Here is a 20171-nt window from a genome sequence, read left to right as displayed (position 1 = left end):
CTCGGGGGCGATTCGCGCGCCGCTGTCGAGGCCCCCGGCCCGCTACCGCCATCGCATGCCCGCCGGGCCGGGACGGGAAACCCCGCAACGAAGGTCAGCGTCGCCACCCCGGGTTTTGATCGCGCCCATCCGGGGCATTGGCGAACGAACGCATACCACCGACCCGCGGCACGCCCATTGACCACAGACTCCTCGCGTTCTCACGAGAGAATCGGAGCACCTGCCCCAAGGGACACTAAGGTGACCTCACTTCGCATCTCGCCGCTCCCGCCGGACGCGACGGAGCTGGATCTCTGGATCCTGGTGACCGCCACCCAGCTCCGCGAATTCCGCGCACACCTGATCGCGGCGCTGAACGGGCACACACCAGCCGCGAACTCGCAACTCGCGGACATCCCCGAGCGGATGGTGCTGGTCGCCACCGAACTCGCGACCAACGCCATCAAACACGGCCTGCCACCGACCATCGTGCGGCTGCTGCGTACGGAACGCGAGTTCGTGCTCGATGTCGCCGACCACGACCTGACCACGGTTCCCGAACTCACCGAGGCGGGGCCGATCGACACTGGCGGTCGAGGGCTGCACCTGGCGCGGGCGTTCGCGCTCGATCTCGGGTGGTACGCCGCCGACCGCACCAAGCACATCTGGGCCGCTTTCCCCATCGATGTCGGCGCGGACGCGAGTCAGGAGTCCATCGTCAGCGGCCACCGTCACATACCGCGCTCCGGCGCTTGAACCTGTACTCGGCCAGATCTGATGTCGGTACCCTGCGTCAATCGCCGGCGGCGTCGGCGACCCGGTTGATGAGCTGTTTCAGGCGTGCGATCTCTTCGGCGAGCGCGGTACGGCCGGCAACGGTGAGGGTGATCCAGGTACGGCCACGCCTGCCCTCGTAGCCCTTCTCCACCTCGATCAGGTCGGCCTCCTCCAGCACGCTGAGGTGTTTGGAGAGGTTGCCGGCGGTGAGCTGCAGCTGGGTGCGCAGGTAGCCGAACTCGACGCGGCGGGCCTCGTGCGCGATGGTGAGGATGCCGAGGCGTACCCGCTGGTGCACCACCTCGTCCAGCCCGATGACGGGGTGCGCGGCGTCCGGATCGGGGGTGTCGGTCACGGCCGTCACCGGGGCCGCCGGCGGGCCGCCGCGAAGCCGGCCGCACCCAGCAGCAACACCGCGCCGCTGACCAGCTGCGGTATCGCGAACTGCGCCCGGACGCCCCAGTGCGGCGGTCCCCACCCTTCGTCCATCGGCAGCACGAACAGCACCGCGGCGAGGTAGCCGAGGGTGAACAGCAGCAGCGCGGGGTGGCGTTCCAGCCGGGCCAGCACCAGCAGCGCGATCCCGATCATGCCCCACGGCGCGATCAGCCGGTCCACCACCAGCCACCAGTACGAGAAGTGGTGCGGGTGGGTCGGGAAGTACATCGCGGCGGCCACCCATGCGGCGGTGAACACGGCCGTCGTCGCGGCTCCGGTGAGCGCGTAGGGCAGCACCCGGGCGCCGAGCCCGCGCGCCCGGGCGGTCCGCACGTAGCAGACGGCGATCGCGGCGTACGCCAGCAGCAGTGCCGCCGGCCAGTAATAGAGCACGCCCCGGCGGGCGAAGTCGCAGCTGCCGTCGGCGTGGCAGTGCACCCGCATGCCGAACCAGTCGAACGGGATCCCGGCGAGCGTGACCACGGCCAGCACCAGCAGCGCGACCCAGGTCATCCGCTGGTCCCGGCGCACCCGGTGGGCCAGGGCACGGACGTCGGACAGCAGTCGGCGGGGATCGCCGCCGACGGGAACCGATTCTGTCGTCATGCCCAACAGGTTTCCACAGCAAACCTGTCGGCGCTAGTGCTCAGGAGAAAATTCCGCCGACCTGGCCGGGATGATGTGCTCGCCGTACGCGGCGAGCGTCGCCTCCTTGGCATCGTGCTGCAGATAGACGGCGAACTGGTCGACGCCCAGGTCCCTGAGCTCGGACAGCCGCTTGAGGTGGTTCTCGACCGGGCCGAGCACGCAGAACCGGTCGACCACCTCGTCCGGCACGAACGTGGCGTGCGAGTTCCCGGCCCGGCCGTGCTCGGCGTAGTCGTACCCCTGGCGTCCCTTGATGTAGTCGGTCAGCACCTGCGGCACCGCGCCGTCGCCGCCGTAGCGGGCGACGATGTCGGCGACGTGGTTGCCGACCATGCCGCCGAACCAGCGGGTCTGGTCCCGCTGGTGCGCGATGTCGTCGCCCACGTAGGCGGGCGCGGCCACGCAGAACTTGATCGCCGCCGGGTCGCGTCCGGCCTTCGCGGCCGCCGCGCGGACCGCGGTGATCATCCATTCCGCGATGTCCGGGTCGGCGAGCTGCAGGATGTAGCCGTCACCCACCTCGCCGGTCAGGGCCAGGGCCTTCGGACCGTACGCGGCCACCCACACGTCGAGCCGGCTGTCCGGCGCCCACGCGAACCGCAACCGCTGTCCGCGCAGCGTGACCTCTTCGCCGTTGCCCAGCCCCCGGATCACCTGTACGGCCTCCCGCAGCTGGGCCAGGGTCTGCGGCTGCGCGCCGAGCACTCGCAGCGCCGAGTCGCCCCGGCCGATGCCGCAGATGGTGCGGTTGCCGTACATCTCGTTGAGCGTGGCGAACAGCGATGCGGTGACCGTCCAGTCGCGGGTGCCGGGATTGGTCACCATCGGTCCGACGACGACGCGGGACGTGGAGTCCAGGATCTTGGAGTAGATGACGAACGGCTCCTGCCAGAGCACGTGCGAGTCGAACGTCCACACGTGGCTGAACCCGGCGGCGTCCGCCTTCTTCGCCAGCTCTACCACGTCCCGCGCGGGCGGGTCGTTCTGCAGCACGACCCCGATGTCCATGCTCCTGGCAGGCATTGCTCACCGCACTTTCGGGAAGCCGAGGTCGACCTCGGACGTGGCGGGATCGGGCCAGCGGGAGGTGACGACCTTGCCGCGGGTGTAGAACTGGATGCCGTCCGGGCCGTACATGTGCAGGTCGCCGAAGAGCGACGACTTCCAGCCGCCGAAGCTGTAATAGGCGACCGGGACCGGTACCGGCACGTTGACGCCGACCATGCCGCACACGACGTCGTACTGGAACTGGCGGGCCGCGCCGCCGTCGCGGGTGAAGATGGCGCACCCGTTGCCGAACTCGTTGGCGTTGACCAGATGCAGCGCCTCGTCGTACGTGTCGGCCCGCACGACGGAGAGCACCGGCCCGAAGATCTCGTCGGTGTACAGCGGCGAGTCGGTCGGCACCCTGTCCACGAGCGACGCACCGAGGAAGAAGCCGGGACCCTGCGCGATCGGCGCCTCGCGGCCGTCGACCACGACGTCGACGCCGTCGGAGTCGAGATACGCCGCCACCTTGTCGCGATGCTCGCGGCTGATCAGCGGGCCCATCTCGGCCGACGGATCGGTGGCCGGGCCGACCGCGATCCGGCCGATCCGGTCCCTGATCGCGGCGACCAGCGGGTCGGCGCTGCCACCGACCGCCACCACGACCGAGATGGCCATGCAGCGCTCGCCGGCCGAACCGTACCCGGCGGAGACCGCGGCGTCGGCGGCCGCCGAGATGTCCGCGTCGGGCAGCACAACCATGTGATTCTTCGCGCCGCCCAGCGCCTGCACCCGCTTACCCGCGGCCGTGCCGCGCTCGTAGATCGACTTCGCCACGGGGGTGGAGCCGACGAAGCTGAGCGCTTGCACGTCCGGATGCGCGATCAGCGCCTCCACGGCCGTGACGTCGCCCTGGACCACGGTGAACACGCCGTCCGGCAGACCGGCCTGGCGCAGCAGGTCGGCCAGCAGCAGCGACACCGACGGGTCCTTCTCGCTGGGCTTGAGCACGAACGTGTTGCCGCAGACCAGCGCGTTGGCGAACATCCACATCGGCACCATGGCCGGGAAGTTGAAAGGCGTGATCCCGGCGACCACGCCGAGCGGCTGCCGGATCGAGTACACGTCCACGCCGTTCGACGCCTGTTCGCTGTAGCCGCCCTTGAGCAGGTGCGGCGCGCCGGTGGCGAACTCGATGTTCTCCAGGCCGCGGGCCACCTCACCCTCGGCGTCGGCCACGGTCTTGCCGTGCTCCGCGCTGACCAGCGACGCGATCTCCTTGCGGTTCGCGTCGACCAGCTCACGGAAGCGGAACATCACCTCGGCGCGGCGGCTCAGCGACTGCGCCCGCCAATTCGGGTACGCGGCCAGCGCGCTCGCCACGGCCGCGTCGGTCTCGGCCGCCGTGGCGGCGACCACGTACGCCTGCTGTTCGCCGGTCGCGGGGTCCCAGACCGGCAACCGCCGTCCGCTCGTACCCGAAACGGTCTTGCCGTTGATCCAATGGTCGATCGCGCGCATGCGCCCCCCTTTAGAGCAGGTAGTCGGACAGGCCGCGCTTGACGAAACGGCCGTGACCGGCCCGGCCGGTGTACGTGCCGCCGCGCGCGACGACGGTGCCGCGGGACAGGACGGTGTCCACGCCGCCGTCGATCTCCCAGCCCTCCCACGCGGAGTGGTCCATGTTCATGTGGTGGGTCTCGACGCTGATCCGGGTGTGCGCGTTCGGGTCGTAGACGACGATGTCGGCGTCCGAGCCGGGCGCGATGACGCCTTTCTTCGGGTACAGGCCGAACATCCGGGCGGGCGTGGTGGCGATCGTCTCCACCCAGCGGGCCAGCGACAGCTTGCCGTCGACGACACCCTGGTAGAGCAGGTCGACGCGGTGTTCGACGCCGCCGATGCCGTTCGGGATCTTCGAGAAGTCGCCGAGCCCCAGCTCCTTCTGGTCCTTCATGCAGAACGGACAGTGGTCGGTGGAGACCACGGACAGATCATTGGTGCGCAGCCCCTGCCACAGGTCGGCGCGGTGACTCTCCCTGCCCGAGCGCAGGGGAGTGGAGCAGACCCACTTGGCGCCCTCGAAGCCGGGCGCGCCGAGCTGGTCCTCCAACGTCAGGTACAGGTACTGCGGGCAGGTCTCGGCGAACACGTTGCGGCCCGAGTCGCGCGCGGCCTTGACCTGTTCGAGCGCCTTGGAGGCGGACAGGTGCACGATGTAGAGCGGGCAGTCCGACGCCACCGCGGCCAGCCAGATCGCCCGGCTGGTCGCCTCGGCCTCCAGCTCCTGCGGCCGGGTCAGCCCGTGGAAGATCGGGTCGGTCTCGCCGCGCTGCAGGGCCTGCTGGACCAGCACGTCGATGGCCGGGCCGTTCTCCGCATGCATCATGATCATCGAGCCGTTGCCGCGGGCCTTCTGCATCGCCCGCAGGATCTGCCCGTCGTCGCTGTAGAACACTCCCGGGTACGCCATGAACAGCTTGAAGCTGCTGATCCCCTCGTCGGTGACGAGCCGGTCCATGGCCTTGAGCGACTCGTCGTCGACGCCGCCCAGGATCATGTGGAACGCGTAGTCGATGTGGCAGTTGCCGTCGGCCTTGGCGTGCCAGGCGGCCAGGCTGTCGTGCACGACCTCGCCGTAGCGCTGGACCGCGAAGTCGATGATCGTCGTGGTGCCACCGATCGCCGCCGCCCGGGTGCCGGTGTCGAACGTGTCGCTGGCCTCGGTACCACCGAACGGCAGCTGCATGTGGGTGTGCGCGTCGATGGCGCCGGGGATGACGTACTTGCCGGTGGCGTCGATGGTCTCGACGTCGGAGGGGCCGCGGCCCGGTGCGTACAACGCGGCGATGGTCTCGCCGTCGACGAGGACGTCGGCGTGGCTCGCTCCGCTGGGGCCGATGACCAGGCCGCCCTTGATCAGCGTGGTCACGGGTTCACCAGTCCCTGGTAGCTGTCGGGGCGGCGGTCGCGATAGAACTGCCAGCGGTCGCGGACCGTGCCGAGCAGGCTCATGTCCAGGTCGCGGACGATCAGCTCCGGGTTGTGCGTGTCGGCGACCTCGCCGACGAACTTGCCCTCCGGGTCCACGAAGTACGACTGGCCGTAGAAGTCGTTGTCGCCGAGATCCTCGATGCCGGTCCGGTTGATGGCGCCGACGAAGTACTCGTTGGCCACCGCGCTGGCCGGCTGCTCCAGCTGCCACAGGTAGCTGGACAGGCCGCGGCTGGTGGCGGACGGGTTGAAGACGATCTGGGCACCGTTCAGGCCGAGGGCGCGCCAGCCCTCGGGGAAGTGCCGGTCGTAGCAGATGTACACGCCTACCTTGCCGACCGCGGTGTCGAAGACCGGGTAGCCGAGGTTGCCGGGCCGGAAGTAGAACTTCTCCCAGAACCCCTTGACCTGCGGGATGTGGTGCTTGCGGTACTTGCCGCGGTACGAGCCGTCGGCGTCGACCACGGCCGCTGTGTTGTAGAGGACGCCGGGCTGCTCCTGCTCGTACATGGGCAGGACCATCACCATGCCGAGTTCGGCAGCGAGGGCCTGGAAGCGTTCGGTGGTGGGGCCGGGGATCGCCTCTGCGTACTCGTAGAACTTCGCGTCCTGGACCTGGCAGAAGTACGGGCCGTAGAAGAGTTCCTGGAAGCAGATCACCTTCGCGCCCCGGGTGGCCGCCTCCCGGGCGTAGTCCTCGTGCGCCTTGATCATCGATTCCTTGTCGCCCGTCCAGTTGGTCTGGACGAGAGCGGCCCGAACGACACCGGTCATGAGCAGCCCCTCCTCGTGATCGTCCGACCGCCTGTCGTCCGCTCCTCGGCTTGACATCGGGGCCGGATACCGTAGGACACTACGACACAGATCCTGGCGTACAAAGACCTTACTGCTACGGAATGTTTTAGGAGTCGGACCTTGCTGGCGCTCATCGCGGAGGCCGTCGACGACCGCAGCGCCCGCGGAATCGCGGCCGCCGTGAGCCGTCTGGTCACCGCGGGCACGCTGGTCGCGGGCACCCGGCTGCCGACCGTGCGGGACCTCGCCCGGTCCCTCGGCGTCAGCCCGACCACGGTCAGCGAGGCGTGGGGGAGCCTGGCACGGGCCGGCGCGATCCAGACCCGCGGACGGTCCGGGACGTTCGTGACCGGTGCCGCCTCCGGCCGTACCCGCCTGCGCTACGCGCAACTCGGCAGCACGTCGGCCGGACTGCGCTGGGACCTCTCCACCGGCGTACCCGATCATGATCTTCTGCCGGACGTGACCGCCGCGCTGCGCCGCATCGGCGACGGGCGGCTGACGACCAGCTATCTCGACGCGCCGGTCCTGCCGGCACTGCACGCCGCGCTGCAGGCGCGGTGGCCGTTCACGCCGCAGCGGCTCACCGTGGTCGACGGCGCGATGGACGCACTGGACCGGATCATCGGGGCCGCCGTGCGGTTCGGCGACCACGTGCTGGTGGAGAACCCGGCGTTCCCGCCGCTGCTCGACCTGCTGGACGCGGCCGGGGCGACCGTGGTCGGGGTGCCACTGGACCCGGACGGTCTCTGCGTCGCCGCCCTGTCCGAGGAGCTGTCCCGGGTCGACCCGGTGGCGTTGTTCCTGCAACCGCGGGCCCACAACCCGACCGGGGTGAGCATGTCGGCCGCGCGTGCCGGAGAACTGGCCGCCGTGCTGGCCGGGCATCCGCGCGTGACGGTCGTCGAGGACGACCATGCCGGGGATATCGCGACCGCGCCGCCGCTCAGCCTCGGCACCCACCTGTGCGACCGGACCGTGCACGTGGCCGGCTTCTCCAAGAGCCACGGGCCGGACCTGCGGCTGGCCGCGGTCGGCGGCCCGGCCGAACTGATCGACGCGGTGGCCGACCGGCGGCTGCTCGGCCCCGGCTGGTCCAGCCGCATCCTGCAAGCCGTCCTGCTCGACCTGCTGACCTCTGCGGACACGATCGCCACGATCGCGAAGGCCCGCGACGAGTACGCCCGCCGCCGCGAGGCCCTGCGGTCGGCGCTGGCCGAGCGCGGGGTCGGCGCCGAGGCCGCGGACGGCATCAACCTGTGGCTGCCGGTCGACGACCAGCAACGCGCGATGGTCACCCTCGCCGGGCACGGCATCGGCGTCGCCCCGGGTACGCCGTTCCTGGTGTCCCCGGCCGGCGGCGGCGATCACGTCCGGCTGACCGTGGGCCTGGTCCGCGACGGCTACGACGACCTCGCCGACATCCTGGCCGCGGCGGCCCGCCCGGCCGGCGGCGGCGGTTCCGGTTCCCGAGCCCGCCCGCACCCGCGCGGCTGGCGCTGATGAAAGGTTGCGCGATGACGGACGACCTGCTGGCCCGGCACCGGGCCGTGCTACCGGACTGGATGCCGCTGTACTACGGCGACGAACCGCTGGAGATCGTCTCCGGCTCGGGACGCCGGGTGGTCGACGCCGCCGGGCGCTCCTACCTCGACTTCTTCGGTGGCGTCCTGACCAACATGATCGGGTACGACATCCCGGAGATCACCGCGGCGGTGACCGAGCAGATCGCCACCGGCGTCGTGCACACCTCCACGCTGTACCTGATCCGCCAGCAGGTGGAGCTGGCCGAGAAGATCGCCCGGCTCTCCGGGATCGGAGACGCGCGGGTGTTCTTCACCAACTCCGGCACCGAGGCCAACGAGACCGCGCTGCTCATGGCCACCAACATCCGGCGGTCCAACCAGATCCTCACGGTCCGCAACAGTTACCACGGCCGGACGTTCGCCACCATGGCGATCACCGGTCACCGCAGCTGGTCGGCCAGCTCGCTGAGCCCGCTGCAGGTGGCCTGGCTGCCCTCGGGCGACCGGCTCCGCGGGCGCATGCGCGGACTCTCCGACGCCGACCATATCGAGGCGGCCGTCGACGAGCTGCGCGAGGTGCTCGCCACGGTCACCACGGGCGACGTGGCCGCGCTCATCGCGGAACCGATCCAGGGCGTCGGCGGATTCGTGCATGCGCCCGACGGGCTGCTCGGGGCGTACAAGAAGGAGCTGGATGCGCACGGCATCCTGCTCATCGCGGACGAGGTGCAGACCGGGTGGGGACGTACCGGCGACCACTTCTGGGGCTATCAGGCGCACGGCGTGGAACCGGATCTGATCACGTTCGCCAAGGGCATCGGCAACGGGTTCGCGCTCGGCGGCGTGGTCGGCCGCGCCGAGGTGATGAACGCGGTCCCGGCGATCAGCTTCTCCACGTACGGCGGCAACCCGGTCTCCACCGCGGCGGGTAACGCCGTCCTGGACTACCTGCTCGACCACGATCTGCAGGCCAACGCCCACCGGGTCGGCGCCGTCCTGCTGGACGGGCTGCGCACGGCAGTGGGGTCCTGCGGCATCGTCGCCGAGGTGCGCGGCAGGGGGCTGATGATCGGCATCGAGTTCGTCCGCCCCGGCGGGGAGCCGGACCCGGCCACCGCCGTCGCGGTGTTCGACGCGTGCCGCCGCTCCGGTCTGCTGGTCGGCAAGGGCGGCCTGTACGGCAACGTGCTGCGGATGGGGCCGCCGCTCACGCTGACCGAGGACGAGGCCCGCGAGGGGCTGGCCATCCTCGTCGAGGCGATCCGGGCTGCGGACGCTGCCGCGCTGCGGTGAATGCCGCGCTCCGATGAATATTGCGTCTTGCTGACGGTCGTTGTAGATGCAATATTGTTCGGAAGTGGCCGTCGTCACAGACGGACCACACCGGTGATCCTCGCCTGGTTCGGGCACGGCGCACGTGCAGAGCAGGAAGGGTGTGGTGGTGATGACCGTCGCGGCGCCGTACTGGAATCCGAAGACCGAATGCATGCCCCGCGAGCAGCTGTCGGCGCTGCAGCTGGCAAAGCTCCGTGCGGTCGCCGAGTGGGCCCAGGCCCGCAGCCCGTTCTACCGGCGCAGCTTCGCCGCGGCGAAGTTCTCCCCGGACCAGTTGCGGACGCTCGACGACCTCCAGCGCATCCCGTTCCTGACCCGGGAGCAGTGGATGCAGAGCCAGGCCGAACGCCCGCCCTACGGCGAGCTGCCGGTCGCCGGGCATGAGGCCGCGATCCGCCTGCACACGACCAGCGGCACCTCCGGCTCGACACCGCTGCGGGCCCTGGACTCCCGCAAGGACTGGTCGTGGGCGGCGGAGATGTGGGCGTACGCGCTGTGGGGGATCGGGGTGCGCGCCACCGACATCGGCTACGTCGCGTTCGGCTACGGCTCGTTCATCGGCTTCTGGGGACTGCACAACGGCCTGGAGAAGGTCGGTGCGCTGACCATCCCCGGCGGCGCGCAGACCACCGCGGCCCGGGTACGGCAGATCGTCGACTTCGGCGCGACAGTGGTGGCGACGACCCCGACCTACGCGATGCGCATGGCCCAGGAGGCCGAGGCGCTCGGCCTCGACCTGCCCGGCTCGGCGGTGTCCCGGCTCGTGCTCTCCGGCGAACCGGCCGGTTCCATCGTGGAGACCAAGGCACTGATCGAACGGCAATGGGGGGCGAAGGCCTTCGACACGGCCGGAATGACAGAGGTCTCGACCATCTTCATGTTCGAGCCGGAGAACCAGCCCGGCGGCTGCCACATTATCGAGGACCACTTCATCGAGGAGGTCATCGACCCGCAGACGGGCGAACGGCTCGGGTACGGCGAACGCGGCGAACGGGTGTGCACCTCCTTCGGCCGCAGCATGATCCCGCTGTTGCGGTACCGCACCGCCGACCTCGTGGTCCGCCAGCCGGCCGCGGCCGCCGGCAACGGCCGTACCTGGGACCTGTACGAGGGCGGCATCGTGGGCCGGGCCGACGACATGAAGCTGGTGCGGGGCACCAACGTCTATCCCGGTGCGATCGAGGCGATCCTGCGTACGCACGACGGGATCGAGGAGTTCCAGATCCGGATCGAGCGGCGCGGAGTCCGCGACGAGGTGGTGCTCCAGGTGGAGCCGCACCCACGCTTCGACGACGCGGCCTGGACCGCGCTCGCCGAGGCGCTGGTCGTGGAGCTGGCCGAGGCGCACGAGGGGCTGCTGTTCATTCTCGAACGCGCCGCCCCCGGCGCCCTGCCCCGCTTCGAACTCAAGGCGAAACGCCTCACCGATCTGCGCCCGGCGACCGAGCACACGACAGTGCGGGCATGAGCCCCACCCCATCGGCGAGAGGACCGGACGTGACCCGGGATCTGCTGGACAACCCGCTCACCGCCGAGGAGCGCACGCTGCTCGACGCGTACCGGCTGCTGCGCGAGCTGGCCCGCGAGGCGCCGACACCGTGTGTCGCGGCGAACGCCCGCGCGGCACTGGCGCCAATCGCCGTCGCGGTGACCGATCTCGGCCTGAGCTTCGAGCACCTGCTCGACGACGGTTGCTGAAGGTCAGGTTGCCGGCCGGATCAGGCGCTCGTCGGGGATCACCGCGACGCCGAGGATCTCGATGAGCGCCTCCGGCTGCCAGAGCGCGGTGCAGCCGATGCCGGCCATGGCCGGATAGACGGGCCCGGCCAGCTCGCGCCAGACCTTGCCGATCTCCCGGCCGTGGGCCTGGTAATCGGGGATGTCCGTCAGGTAGATCGTGATGCTGACCAGGTCCTCGGGGATCCCGCCCGCGGCGCGCAGCGTGGTGAGCACGTTGCCGAATGCCTGCCGGAACTGCGCCACGATCCCGCCGGGGACGATCCGCATCTCGGCGTCGAGGGCCGTCTGCCCGCCCAGGTGGAGCGTGTTGCCGACGAGCGTGCCGTGCGAGTAGCCGCTCGGTGCCGGCAGGGACGGCGGGTTGATCGGCATGGGCGCCATCGGTGCTCCTCGGGCTCGGGTTGCTCTCGTGCTTATAGACTTTATCTGACGGTCGTGGGAAATTGGCTATACGGTGTCGACGGGACGGTTTCGTCAGGGATCGAGGAGATGCCCGGTGAACTTCGAGGGATACCAGCTGGAGGGCGACGCCACCGCCTACATGCTGCCGGACGGCAGCCTCGGGCCGGTGGTCACCCGAGCCGGCCAGGAAGACGTACAGACCATGTCGTCCGGGGGAGCGGTCCGGATCTCCGGGGTCAGCATCCAGCACACCCCCGCCCGCAGGCTGTGGTACGGCAAGGTCCTCAACCGGGCCGGCTTCCGCTCGCTGCCACACCACCACGGCGAGGCCGAGACCGGCGGCTACGTCCTGTCCGGCAGGGCACGCATCTACTACGGCGACAACTTCGCGCAGTACGTCGATCTGGAGACCGGGGACTGGGTGTTCGTGCCGCCGTTCCTGCCCCACGTCGAATGCAACATGTCGACCACCGAGGAGCTGACCTGGCTCACCACGCGTACGCCGGAGAACCTGGTGGTCAACCTGGCCGACGTCCTCGACGAGGACCTCACCGGGTTCCGGCGCGCGTGAACGCCACCTCCGGCATCCTGACCGAGGCGATCACCCTCACCCCGGTGCCGCCACAGGTCTTCGACGAGGCGTACGAGGCGACGACCCAGCCGTGCCCCTGGCCCAAGGCGTACGGCGGTGACCTGGTCGCCCAGGCCGCCACCGCGGTGATGCGCTCCGTCGGCGCGGACCGGCGCCTGCACTCCATGCACAGCTACTTCCTGCGCCCGGCCCGGATCGGCGCCGCCGTGCGGTACGAGGTGGAACGGCTGCGCGACGGCCGCGGCTACTCCACCCGGCAGGTACGGGCGTTCCAGGACGGCAAGGCGATCTACGCCGGACTCGCGTCGTTCCACATCGGCGAGCCCGGCGGCAGCTACCGCAGCACGGCGCCCGAGAACGTTCCGGCACCCGGGACGCTGCCGTCGGCCGCGGACGTGTTGCGCGACGCGGTGCCCGGCACCCCGGCCGCGGGCACGATGACCGACGCGGCCAAGGCGTACTGGTCCGGCGGACGCAGCTTCGACCTGCGCCACGTTCCCGGCCCGGTCTACCTCGACGTCGACGGGGCGGCCACCGGCCACCAGGCGGTCTGGATCAAGCCGTTCGACGCGCTGCGCGACGTGCCCGGCCTGACACCTGCCGTCCGCGACCAGGCCGCACTCGCCTACGTCTGCGACTACACCATCCTCGAACCGCTCCTGCGCGTGCTCGGCCTGCCCTGGGCCCGGCCCGGCCTGGTCACGGCCAGCCTCGACCACGCCATGTGGTTCCACCGCACCGGAGCGGTCGACGGCTGGCTGCTCTACCTGCAGGAGGCCGTCGCCATCGAGCACGGCCGTGGCCTGGGCACGGGCCGCTTCTTCACCTCCGACGGCGTCCACCTGGCCACCGTCGCCCAGGAAGGCCTCGTCCGGGCCCCGTTCGATCCACACTGAGGGACCGCCATGCGCATCGCCGTCGTCGGAGGGGGACCAGCCGGGCTGTACTTCTCCGCCCTGATGAAGCAGCTCGACCCCACCCACGACATCACCGTCTGGGAACGCAACGCCCCCGACGACACGTTCGGCTTCGGCGTGGTGTTCTCCGACGAGACCCTCGGTGGCATCGAGAACGCCGACGCCGAGTTCTACGCGACGATGGCGGCCAGGTTCGCCCGCTGGACCGACATCGACATCCACCTCGACGGGCACCGGCACACCGTCGGCGGCCAGGGCTTCGCCGCCATGAGCCGCCAGGACCTGCTCGCCCTGCTGCAGCAGCGGTGCGCCGCCCTCGGGGTCATGACACATTTCCGTACGCCCGCACCCGACGTCGACCAGCTCCGCCGCCAGTACGACCTGGTCGTCGCGAGCGACGGCAGCAACTCCCGGATCCGGGCGCGGTACGCCGACGACTTCCAGCCCTCACTGGACGTACGCCACAACAAGTACATCTGGCTCGGCACCGACCAGGTCTTCGAGGCGTTCCAGTTCTTCATCAAGCAGACGCGCTGGGGGACCATGCAGGTCCACGGCTACCCGTACTCGGAAAGCGGTTCCACCTTCATCGTGGAGATGCACTCCGATGTGTGGCGCGCCGCCGGCTTCGATGCGACCGAGGGCGCCGAGCTGCCGCCCGGTTCCTCCGACGAGTTCGCGCTGGCCCGGATCCGCGAGCTGTTCGACGCCGAGCTCGGCGGCCACCGGCTGCTCGGCAACCACTCCCGATGGCTGGAGTTCACCACCGTCCGCAACGCCCGGTGGACCAGTGGCACCGTGGTCCTGCTCGGCGACGCCGCGCACACCGCCCACTTCTCCATCGGCTCCGGCACGAAGCTGGCCATGGAGGACGCCCTGGCCCTGGCCGCCTGCCTGCACGAGCACCACGACCCGGGCGCGGCCCTGGCCGCCTACGAGGCGGAACGCCGTCCCGTGGTCGAGTCGACACAGCGGGCCGCGCAAGCCTCGCTGGAGTGGTTCGAGAACATCGGCGTCTACGCCCGCCAGGAGCCGATCGAGTTCTGCTTCAACCTGCTCACCAGGTCACGCCGCATCACCTACGACAACCTGCGCGCCCGCGACGAGCGGTTCGCCCGGCTGATCGGCAGCCGGTTCGCCGAACGGACCGGGGGCCACGCCGACACACCGGCCATGTTCCAGCCCTACCAGCTGGGGCCGCTGCGGCTGAAGAACCGCATCCTCGTGTCCGCCATGGACATGTACTCGGCCGTCGACGGCGTGCCGGGCGACCTGCACCTGGTGCACCTCGGCTCCAAGGCGCTCGGCGGCGCGGCGCTCGTCATGACCGAGATGGTCTGCGTCTCCGCGCCGGGCCGCATCACCCCCGGCTGCGCGGGCCTGTGGACCGGCGAGCAGGAGCGGCAGTGGCGGCGGATCGTCGAGTTCGTCCACGCCCGGTCCACCGCCCGGATCGGCGTACAGCTCGGCCACTCGGGGCGCAAGGGTTCGACCAGGCTCATGTGGGACGGCATGGACGACCCGCTCCCCGACGGCAACTGGGAGATCATCGGACCGTCACCACTGCCGTACGGGCCCGGATCGGCGACGCCCCGCGAGATGACCCGCGCGGACATGGACGTGGTCCGCGACGAGTTCGTCGCCGCCGCCGAGCGCGCCGCGGCCTGCGGCTTCGACGTCCTCGAACTGCACTGCGCCCACGGCTATCTGCTGTCGTCGTTCCTCTCACCCGTCGCCAACCAGCGCGGCGACGAGTACGGCGGCGGCATCGAGAACCGGCTGCGCTATCCGCTGGAGGTCTTCGACGCCGTCGCGGCGGTGTGGCCGGCCGACCGGGCGTTGCTGGTCCGCATCTCGGCCACCGACTGGGTCCCGGACGGCAACACCGCCGACGACGCGGTCCGGATCGCCGCCGCCTTCGTCGCGCACGGCGCCCACGGGATCGACGTCTCCACCGGTCAGGTCACCAAGGACGAGAAGCCGGCGTACGGGCGTACGTACCAGACGCCGTTCGCCGACCGGATCCGGCACGAGGTGGCCGCCGGCACCGGGACGGCCGTGATCGCGGTCGGGGCCATCTCCTCCTACGACGACGTCAACTCGATCCTGCTGGCCGGACGCGCGGACCTGTGCGCTCTGGGCCGTACCCATCTGTACGACCCACAGTGGACGCTGAACGCCGCCGCCGAGCAGGAGTACCGCGGCGCCGGGGCGGACTGGCCTGTGCAGTTCGCGGCGGGTAGCCGCCGGCCGCCCACCGCGCGCACCGACGCGATCCGCCCGCGCCTGTCCCTGTTGCGCCCGGAGACCACCGGCGACGACGTCCACGTACGCTGGCGGCCGTGCGCTCCGCAGACGGCAGACCGGTGAGCCCGTCCGCGGTGACCACCGGCCGGGACGTCCGTCTCGCCCAGCTGATCCTGACGATCTTCGGACTGTACGCCCGCGCCGAACACAACTGGCTGTCGGTGGCGGCCGTGGTGCGCCTGATGGCGGATCTGGGCGTGGACGGGCAGGCCGTCCGCTCGGCCGTCTCCCGGCTGAAACGTCGCGGCGTGCTGGACAGCGTCCGCCACGACGGGGCCGCGGGTTATGTCCTGGCCGACTCCACTGTGGAACTGCTGGCCGAGGGGGATGTGCGGATCTTCCAGCGAGGGCGGGCGGTGCCTGCCGACGGGTGGCTCATGGTGGTGTTCTCGGTGCCGGAGTCGGAGCGGGAGAAGCGCCACGAGCTGCGGGCCAGCCTGACCAGGCTGGGCTTCGGCACCGCCGCCCCGGGAGTGTGGATCGCACCGGGAAACCTCGCGACCGAGACCCGGCACACCCTCGAACGCCGTGGGCTCGCCACCTACGTCGACATCTTCACCGGCGACTACTACGCCTTCGGCGACCTGCGGTCGAAGATCCGTACCTGGTGGGACCTCGACGAGCTCGCCGGACTGTACGCCGACTTCCTCCGAGTGCACCGCCCCCTGCGCGAACGCGTCACCGCGACCACGCCGCTGGACGCCTTCACGGCGTACGTGCCGATGCTCACCGAGTGGCGCCGCCTGCCGTACCGCGACCCCGGCCTCCCGCTGGCGCTCCTGCCCCCCGGCTGGAACGGCGTCACGGCGGAGGCGCTGTTCCACGAGTTGAACGCGGCACTGAGCGCGGCGGCCCGGGAACACGCCATCGCGGTGATCCACCGGTGATCTGAGCGGCGATGGCGGAGTTGTGCCGTGGCGCCACTCCGCCATCGCCAGGTGTTCACCGGACCGGCGCGCAGCTATAAAAACATTCACATGCCATCCCCCTCGCAGTCCTCGGCACCCGGTACGGTGCGGCGCCGGTTGATGGCCGCCGCAGCGGCTGCCGGACTGATCGCCGGCGGAATCACCACCACCCCGACTCCCGCGAACGCCGCCATCCCCGGCACGCCCCCGACCACCACCGCCGGATCCCGGCACACCCTCACGCTGATCACCGGGGACGTGGTCACGGTGACCACGTCCGCCGACGGCGCGGAAACCGTCGACGTGGACCGGCCGGCCGGCGCCCCCGGCGCGGTACGCCTGCAGCGCAGCGGCGGCGACCTCTACGTCCTGCCCGACGAGGCGCTGCCGTTGCTCGGCGCGAACAGGCTGGACCGCCGCCTGTTCAACGTCACCGACCTGCTGGAGATGGGGTACGACGACGCGCACACCGGCACCCTGCCCGTGATCAGCGCCTACCCGGCGGGCGGGCGCGCGGCCGCACCCGTCGCCCCGCGCGGCGCCAGGCTGGTCCGCGACCTGCGGCGCGTCGGTGCCGCGGCGCTGGCGGTGGACAAGAAGCAGACCCGCCCGTTCTGGACCACCATCGCACCGCGCGCGGGCCATGCCCCCGCCGCGCTCGGTGGCGGGGTGGCCAAGCTCTGGCTGGACGGGCGGGTCACCGCCACCCTCAAGGAGAGCGTGCCGCAGATCGGCGCCCCCGAGGCGTGGGCCGCCGGGTACGACGGGCACGGCGTCAGGGTCGCCATGCTGGACACCGGCGTGGACGCGACCCACCCCGACCTCGCCGGCCGGATCGACGACAGGGTCAGCTTCGTCCCCGGCGAGGACACCTCCGACGTCAACGGCCACGGCACCCACGTCGCGTCGACGATCGTGGGCACCGGGGCGGCCTCCGGCGGCTCGTACCGGGGCGTCGCGCCCGGCGCCGACCTCATCGTCGGCAAGGTCCTCAACGACGGCGGTTACGGCCAGGACTCGTGGGTGCTGGCGGGCATGCAGTGGGCGGCCGAATCCGGCGCGGACGTGGTCAGCATGAGCCTGAGCGACCCGACGCTCTCCGACGGGACCGACCCGATGGCGGTCGCGGTGGACACACTCTCCGCCCGGTACGGCACGCTGTTCGTCATCGCCGCCGGCAACTCGGGCCCGGAGAGCATCGGCACCCCGAGCGCCGCCGCCAGCGCCCTCACCGTCGGCGCCGTGGACAAGAAGGACGCGCTGGCGTCGTTCTCCAGCACCGGCCCGCTGGTGAACAGCGGCGCGCTGAAGCCTGACCTCACCGCTCCCGGCGTCGACATCACCGCGGCCCGCTCGCAGCAGATGACCTCCGGCACCGGCCTGTACCGCAGTCTCAGCGGCACCTCGATGGCCACCCCGCACGTGTCAGGCGCGGCGGCGATCCTGGCCCAGCGGCATCCCGACTGGACGGGGGCCCAGCTCAAGGAGGCGCTGATGAGCAGCGCGAAGGGGCTGGCCGGGGACTACACGCCGTACCAGGTCGGCGCCGGCCGGGTGGATGTCGCGGCCGCCGTGCGCGACGACGTGCGGGCGACCGGTTCGGTGTTCTTCGGCAACTTCCTGTGGCCCCACAGGCCCACCGAACCGCCGGTGACCAAACAGGTGACGTTCACGAACTCCGGCAGCACCGCGGTGACCCTGAAGCTGGCCGCGACCGGCCCGTTCACGCTGGGCGCCGCCGCGGTGACCGTGCCCGCGGGCGGCACCGCGACGGTCCCGGTCAGCGGTGACCCGGCCGGGCCCGGCACGGGCCGGTTCACCGGGTACGTCGTCGGCACCGACGCCGCCACGGGCGCCGCGGTCACGCGTACCTCGCTCGCCCTGATCAAGGAGGACGAACGGTACGACCTGAAGATCAAGCTGATCGGCCGGGACGGCAAGCCCGCCACCGCCCCCGTGGTGATCAAGAAGGATGGTGAGGAGTACCCGTGGTACTCCACCGTCGCCGGTGAGATGACGCTGCGCATGCCGCCGGGCACCTACACCGTGGATTCGTCGCTGACCGTGCCCGGGGAGCGGCCCGACTCGCTCGGCTACGCCGCGCTGCTGGACCCGGAGACCGTGCTCGACGGCAAGGGCGCCGAGGTGGTGCTGGACGCCAGCAAGGCCCGCCTGCTGGACACGACCACGCCGCAGCGCAGCCAGGACCGGCAGAGCAAGATCGACCTGACCGTCCAGTACCCCGACGGCGACAGCTTCCGCGACGGCGTCCTGGTGCCGCCCGGCTACGACGACCTCTACGTCACGCCGACCGACAAGGTCACCCGGGGCACGTTCACGATGACCACCCGGTGGCGCAAGGGCGAGCCGCCGCTGAGCCTGACCGTACCCGGGATGGCGTCGCCGGACGCCGTGGTGCAGCCGGGCAGCACCCTGACCGCCGGGCGGCAGATCCTGCCGGTGGTCTACGCGGGCAACGGTGCGCCCGCCGACTACGCCTCGCTGTCCGCGAAGGGCAGGGCCGTCGTGGTGAACCGCAGCGACGCGGTCAGCGCCACCGACCGTGCCGCGGCCGCCGTGGCCGCCGGGGCGAAGCTGCTGCTGGTGGTCAACGACGGTGCCGGCCGGCTCAACGAGTCGGTCGGCGCGGCGCCGATCCCCGTCGCCTCGGTCCACCGTGACGCCGGTGCGCGGCTGATCGCGCTGGCCCGGACCGGGACGTGGCGGACGGTCGTCGACCACGTGCCGTACCCGGCCTACGTCTACGACCTGACCCGCAACTACTCGGGCAACGTGCCGGACAGGGCGCTCACCTACCACCCGCGCCCCCGCGACCTGGCCCGGATCGACGCGCACTACTACAACCTCACCACGCCCGTGGAGGGTTCCGGCTTCCGGTACGACATGACCTTCACCCCGTCGCTCGGTTTCCCGGAACGGGAGTGGCACCCGGGCACGCGCACCGAGTGGGTCAGCCCGGACCAGCTCTGGCACGAGGCGCATGCCCAGGGCGACTGGGTCGTCGTGTCCAACCGCAACACGTACGCCGCGGGCCGCACCACCCGGCTGAACTGGTTCGCGCCGGCCGTCCGGCCCGCGTTCAACCGGGCGTTCGCGGTGCAGAACAGCCGCTACCGCGACATGATGACGCTCAACGTGCAGGCCTGGAGCCCGTCCGCGGACACCCTGGAGACCGGCGGCTACCTCCCGTGGGGCTCGGTGCCGAGCAACCTGAAGCTGTACCAGGGCGACCGCCTGCTGTACGAGGACAAGCACGGCGCGTCCCTGCAGCAGGAGACGGTGCCGGCCGGGACCCTGCCCTACCGCCTGGTGCTGGACACGTCGCGCCCCGCCGACCAGTGGCGGCTGTCCACCCGTTCCCACACCGAGTGGGACTTCGTCTCCGGCACCAACCGCGCGGACAACTTCGTCCCGATGGCCCTGCTGCAGATGGAGTACCGCCTCGACACCGACCTGCACGGTGACCTGCCGTCGGGCCGTGTCCGGGACATCCGCGTCAAGCCGATCCCGCAGGCCGGTGGCGGTCCCGGCACCGGCACCGTCACCACGGTGACCGTGGAGGTGTCCTACGACGACGGCGCCACCTGGCAGCAGGTGCGCCTACGCAGGGATTCCGGCTGGTGGAACGGCACGCTCGCGCTGCCCCGGCAGCCCGGCGGCTTCGTCTCTGTACGCGCCACCGGCCGCACCGACGCCGGTTTCGCCATCAGCCAGGAGGTCATCCGCGCGTACGGTCTGCGGTGAGACCGCACGACGGGCCCCGGGGCGGCGACGTCGCGGGGCCCGATGGCGGTGGGCAGGGGAC

Annotated in this window: 17 protein-coding genes; 10 read left to right on the top strand and 7 right to left on the bottom strand. The window is 71.0% G+C overall.

Features of this window, described 5'->3' with window-relative positions; genetic code table 11:
- Positions 1-240: 240 nt before the first annotated feature.
- Entirely contained in the window at positions 241-735 is a 495-nt protein-coding gene (locus tag ACMCNN_RS18305; RefSeq protein ID WP_412741727.1) for an ATP-binding protein, read from the top strand.
- A 37-nt stretch (positions 736-772) separates the two neighbouring features.
- Here ACMCNN_RS18305 and ACMCNN_RS18300 read toward each other — a convergent pair whose 3' ends face one another.
- The 6 genes from ACMCNN_RS18300 to ACMCNN_RS18275 are packed head-to-tail and all read right to left on the bottom strand — an operon-like array spanning position 773 to position 6597.
- Positions 773-1120: a transcriptional regulator gene (locus ACMCNN_RS18300; protein ID WP_412741726.1), complete on the bottom strand. Its 348-nt coding sequence runs from the start codon at positions 1118-1120 to the stop codon at positions 773-775.
- Entirely contained in the window at positions 1117-1800 is a 684-nt protein-coding gene (locus ACMCNN_RS18295; protein WP_412741725.1) for a hypothetical protein, read from the bottom strand. Before ACMCNN_RS18295 ends, ACMCNN_RS18300 begins: the two co-directional genes overlap by 4 nt.
- Before the next feature lie 33 nt (positions 1801-1833).
- Positions 1834-2850, bottom strand: coding sequence for a TIGR03842 family LLM class F420-dependent oxidoreductase (locus ACMCNN_RS18290; protein WP_412747205.1), 1017 nt, complete (start codon positions 2848-2850; stop codon positions 1834-1836).
- Between the two features lie 18 nt (positions 2851-2868).
- The gene (locus tag ACMCNN_RS18285) at positions 2869-4350 is read right to left on the bottom strand and encodes a CoA-acylating methylmalonate-semialdehyde dehydrogenase (RefSeq protein ID WP_412741724.1); all 1482 of its coding nucleotides are present in this window, start codon (positions 4348-4350) and stop codon (positions 2869-2871) included.
- Between the two features lie 10 nt (positions 4351-4360).
- The gene (gene hydA, locus ACMCNN_RS18280; RefSeq protein ID WP_412741723.1) at positions 4361-5761 is read right to left on the bottom strand and encodes a dihydropyrimidinase; all 1401 of its coding nucleotides are present in this window, start codon (positions 5759-5761) and stop codon (positions 4361-4363) included.
- Complete coding sequence (locus tag ACMCNN_RS18275) at positions 5758-6597, bottom strand: nitrilase-related carbon-nitrogen hydrolase (protein ID WP_412741722.1); 840 nt, start codon at positions 6595-6597, stop codon at positions 5758-5760. The genes hydA and ACMCNN_RS18275 overlap by 4 nt, the downstream gene beginning before the upstream one ends.
- Positions 6598-6738: 141 nt before the next feature.
- Between ACMCNN_RS18275 and ACMCNN_RS18270 the strand changes: the two genes are divergently transcribed.
- The 4 genes from ACMCNN_RS18270 (at position 6739) to ACMCNN_RS18255 (ending at position 11177) form a co-directional block, all read left to right on the top strand.
- Positions 6739-8121, top strand: coding sequence for a PLP-dependent aminotransferase family protein (locus tag ACMCNN_RS18270; RefSeq protein WP_412741721.1), 1383 nt, complete (start codon positions 6739-6741; stop codon positions 8119-8121).
- Between the two features lie 14 nt (positions 8122-8135).
- Positions 8136-9437, top strand: a complete 1302-nt coding sequence (locus ACMCNN_RS18265) for an aspartate aminotransferase family protein (protein ID WP_412741720.1) — start codon at positions 8136-8138, stop codon at positions 9435-9437.
- A 124-nt stretch (positions 9438-9561) separates the two neighbouring features.
- Complete coding sequence (locus tag ACMCNN_RS18260) at positions 9562-10947, top strand: phenylacetate--CoA ligase family protein (protein WP_412741719.1); 1386 nt, start codon at positions 9562-9564, stop codon at positions 10945-10947.
- A 29-nt stretch (positions 10948-10976) separates the two neighbouring features.
- Positions 10977-11177, top strand: a complete 201-nt coding sequence (locus ACMCNN_RS18255; RefSeq protein ID WP_412741718.1) for a DUF6052 family protein — start codon at positions 10977-10979, stop codon at positions 11175-11177.
- Positions 11178-11180: 3 nt separating this feature from the next.
- Here ACMCNN_RS18255 and ACMCNN_RS18250 read toward each other — a convergent pair whose 3' ends face one another.
- Complete coding sequence (locus tag ACMCNN_RS18250; protein WP_412741717.1) at positions 11181-11600, bottom strand: RidA family protein; 420 nt, start codon at positions 11598-11600, stop codon at positions 11181-11183.
- Positions 11601-11715: 115 nt separating this feature from the next.
- Between ACMCNN_RS18250 and ACMCNN_RS18245 the strand changes: the two genes are divergently transcribed.
- The 5 genes from ACMCNN_RS18245 to ACMCNN_RS18225 all read left to right on the top strand — a co-directional run bounded on the left by ACMCNN_RS18245 (position 11716) and on the right by ACMCNN_RS18225 (position 20110).
- Positions 11716-12192: a cupin domain-containing protein gene (locus ACMCNN_RS18245; RefSeq protein ID WP_412741716.1), complete on the top strand. Its 477-nt coding sequence runs from the start codon at positions 11716-11718 to the stop codon at positions 12190-12192.
- Positions 12189-13109 (top strand): acyl-CoA thioesterase, encoded by a 921-nt coding sequence (locus ACMCNN_RS18240; RefSeq protein ID WP_412741715.1) that lies wholly within the window; start codon positions 12189-12191, stop codon positions 13107-13109. The genes ACMCNN_RS18245 and ACMCNN_RS18240 overlap by 4 nt, the downstream gene beginning before the upstream one ends.
- 9 nt (positions 13110-13118) lie before the next feature.
- Positions 13119-15500, top strand: a complete 2382-nt coding sequence (locus tag ACMCNN_RS18235; protein WP_412741714.1) for a bifunctional salicylyl-CoA 5-hydroxylase/oxidoreductase — start codon at positions 13119-13121, stop codon at positions 15498-15500.
- On the top strand, positions 15473-16324 hold the full coding sequence (locus tag ACMCNN_RS18230) for a PaaX family transcriptional regulator C-terminal domain-containing protein (RefSeq protein ID WP_412741713.1): 852 nt from the start codon (positions 15473-15475) through the stop codon (positions 16322-16324). The genes ACMCNN_RS18235 and ACMCNN_RS18230 overlap by 28 nt, the downstream gene beginning before the upstream one ends.
- Before the next feature lie 90 nt (positions 16325-16414).
- Complete coding sequence (locus ACMCNN_RS18225) at positions 16415-20110, top strand: S8 family peptidase (RefSeq protein ID WP_412741712.1); 3696 nt, start codon at positions 16415-16417, stop codon at positions 20108-20110.
- The last annotated feature ends 61 nt before the right edge of the window (positions 20111-20171 follow it).

Source organism: Krasilnikovia sp. MM14-A1004 (assembly GCF_047159485.1).
Taxonomy (GTDB): domain Bacteria; phylum Actinomycetota; class Actinomycetes; order Mycobacteriales; family Micromonosporaceae; genus Actinoplanes.
Note: the sequence above shows the minus strand (reverse complement) of the source record. Positions and strands in the feature narration are given on the sequence as shown.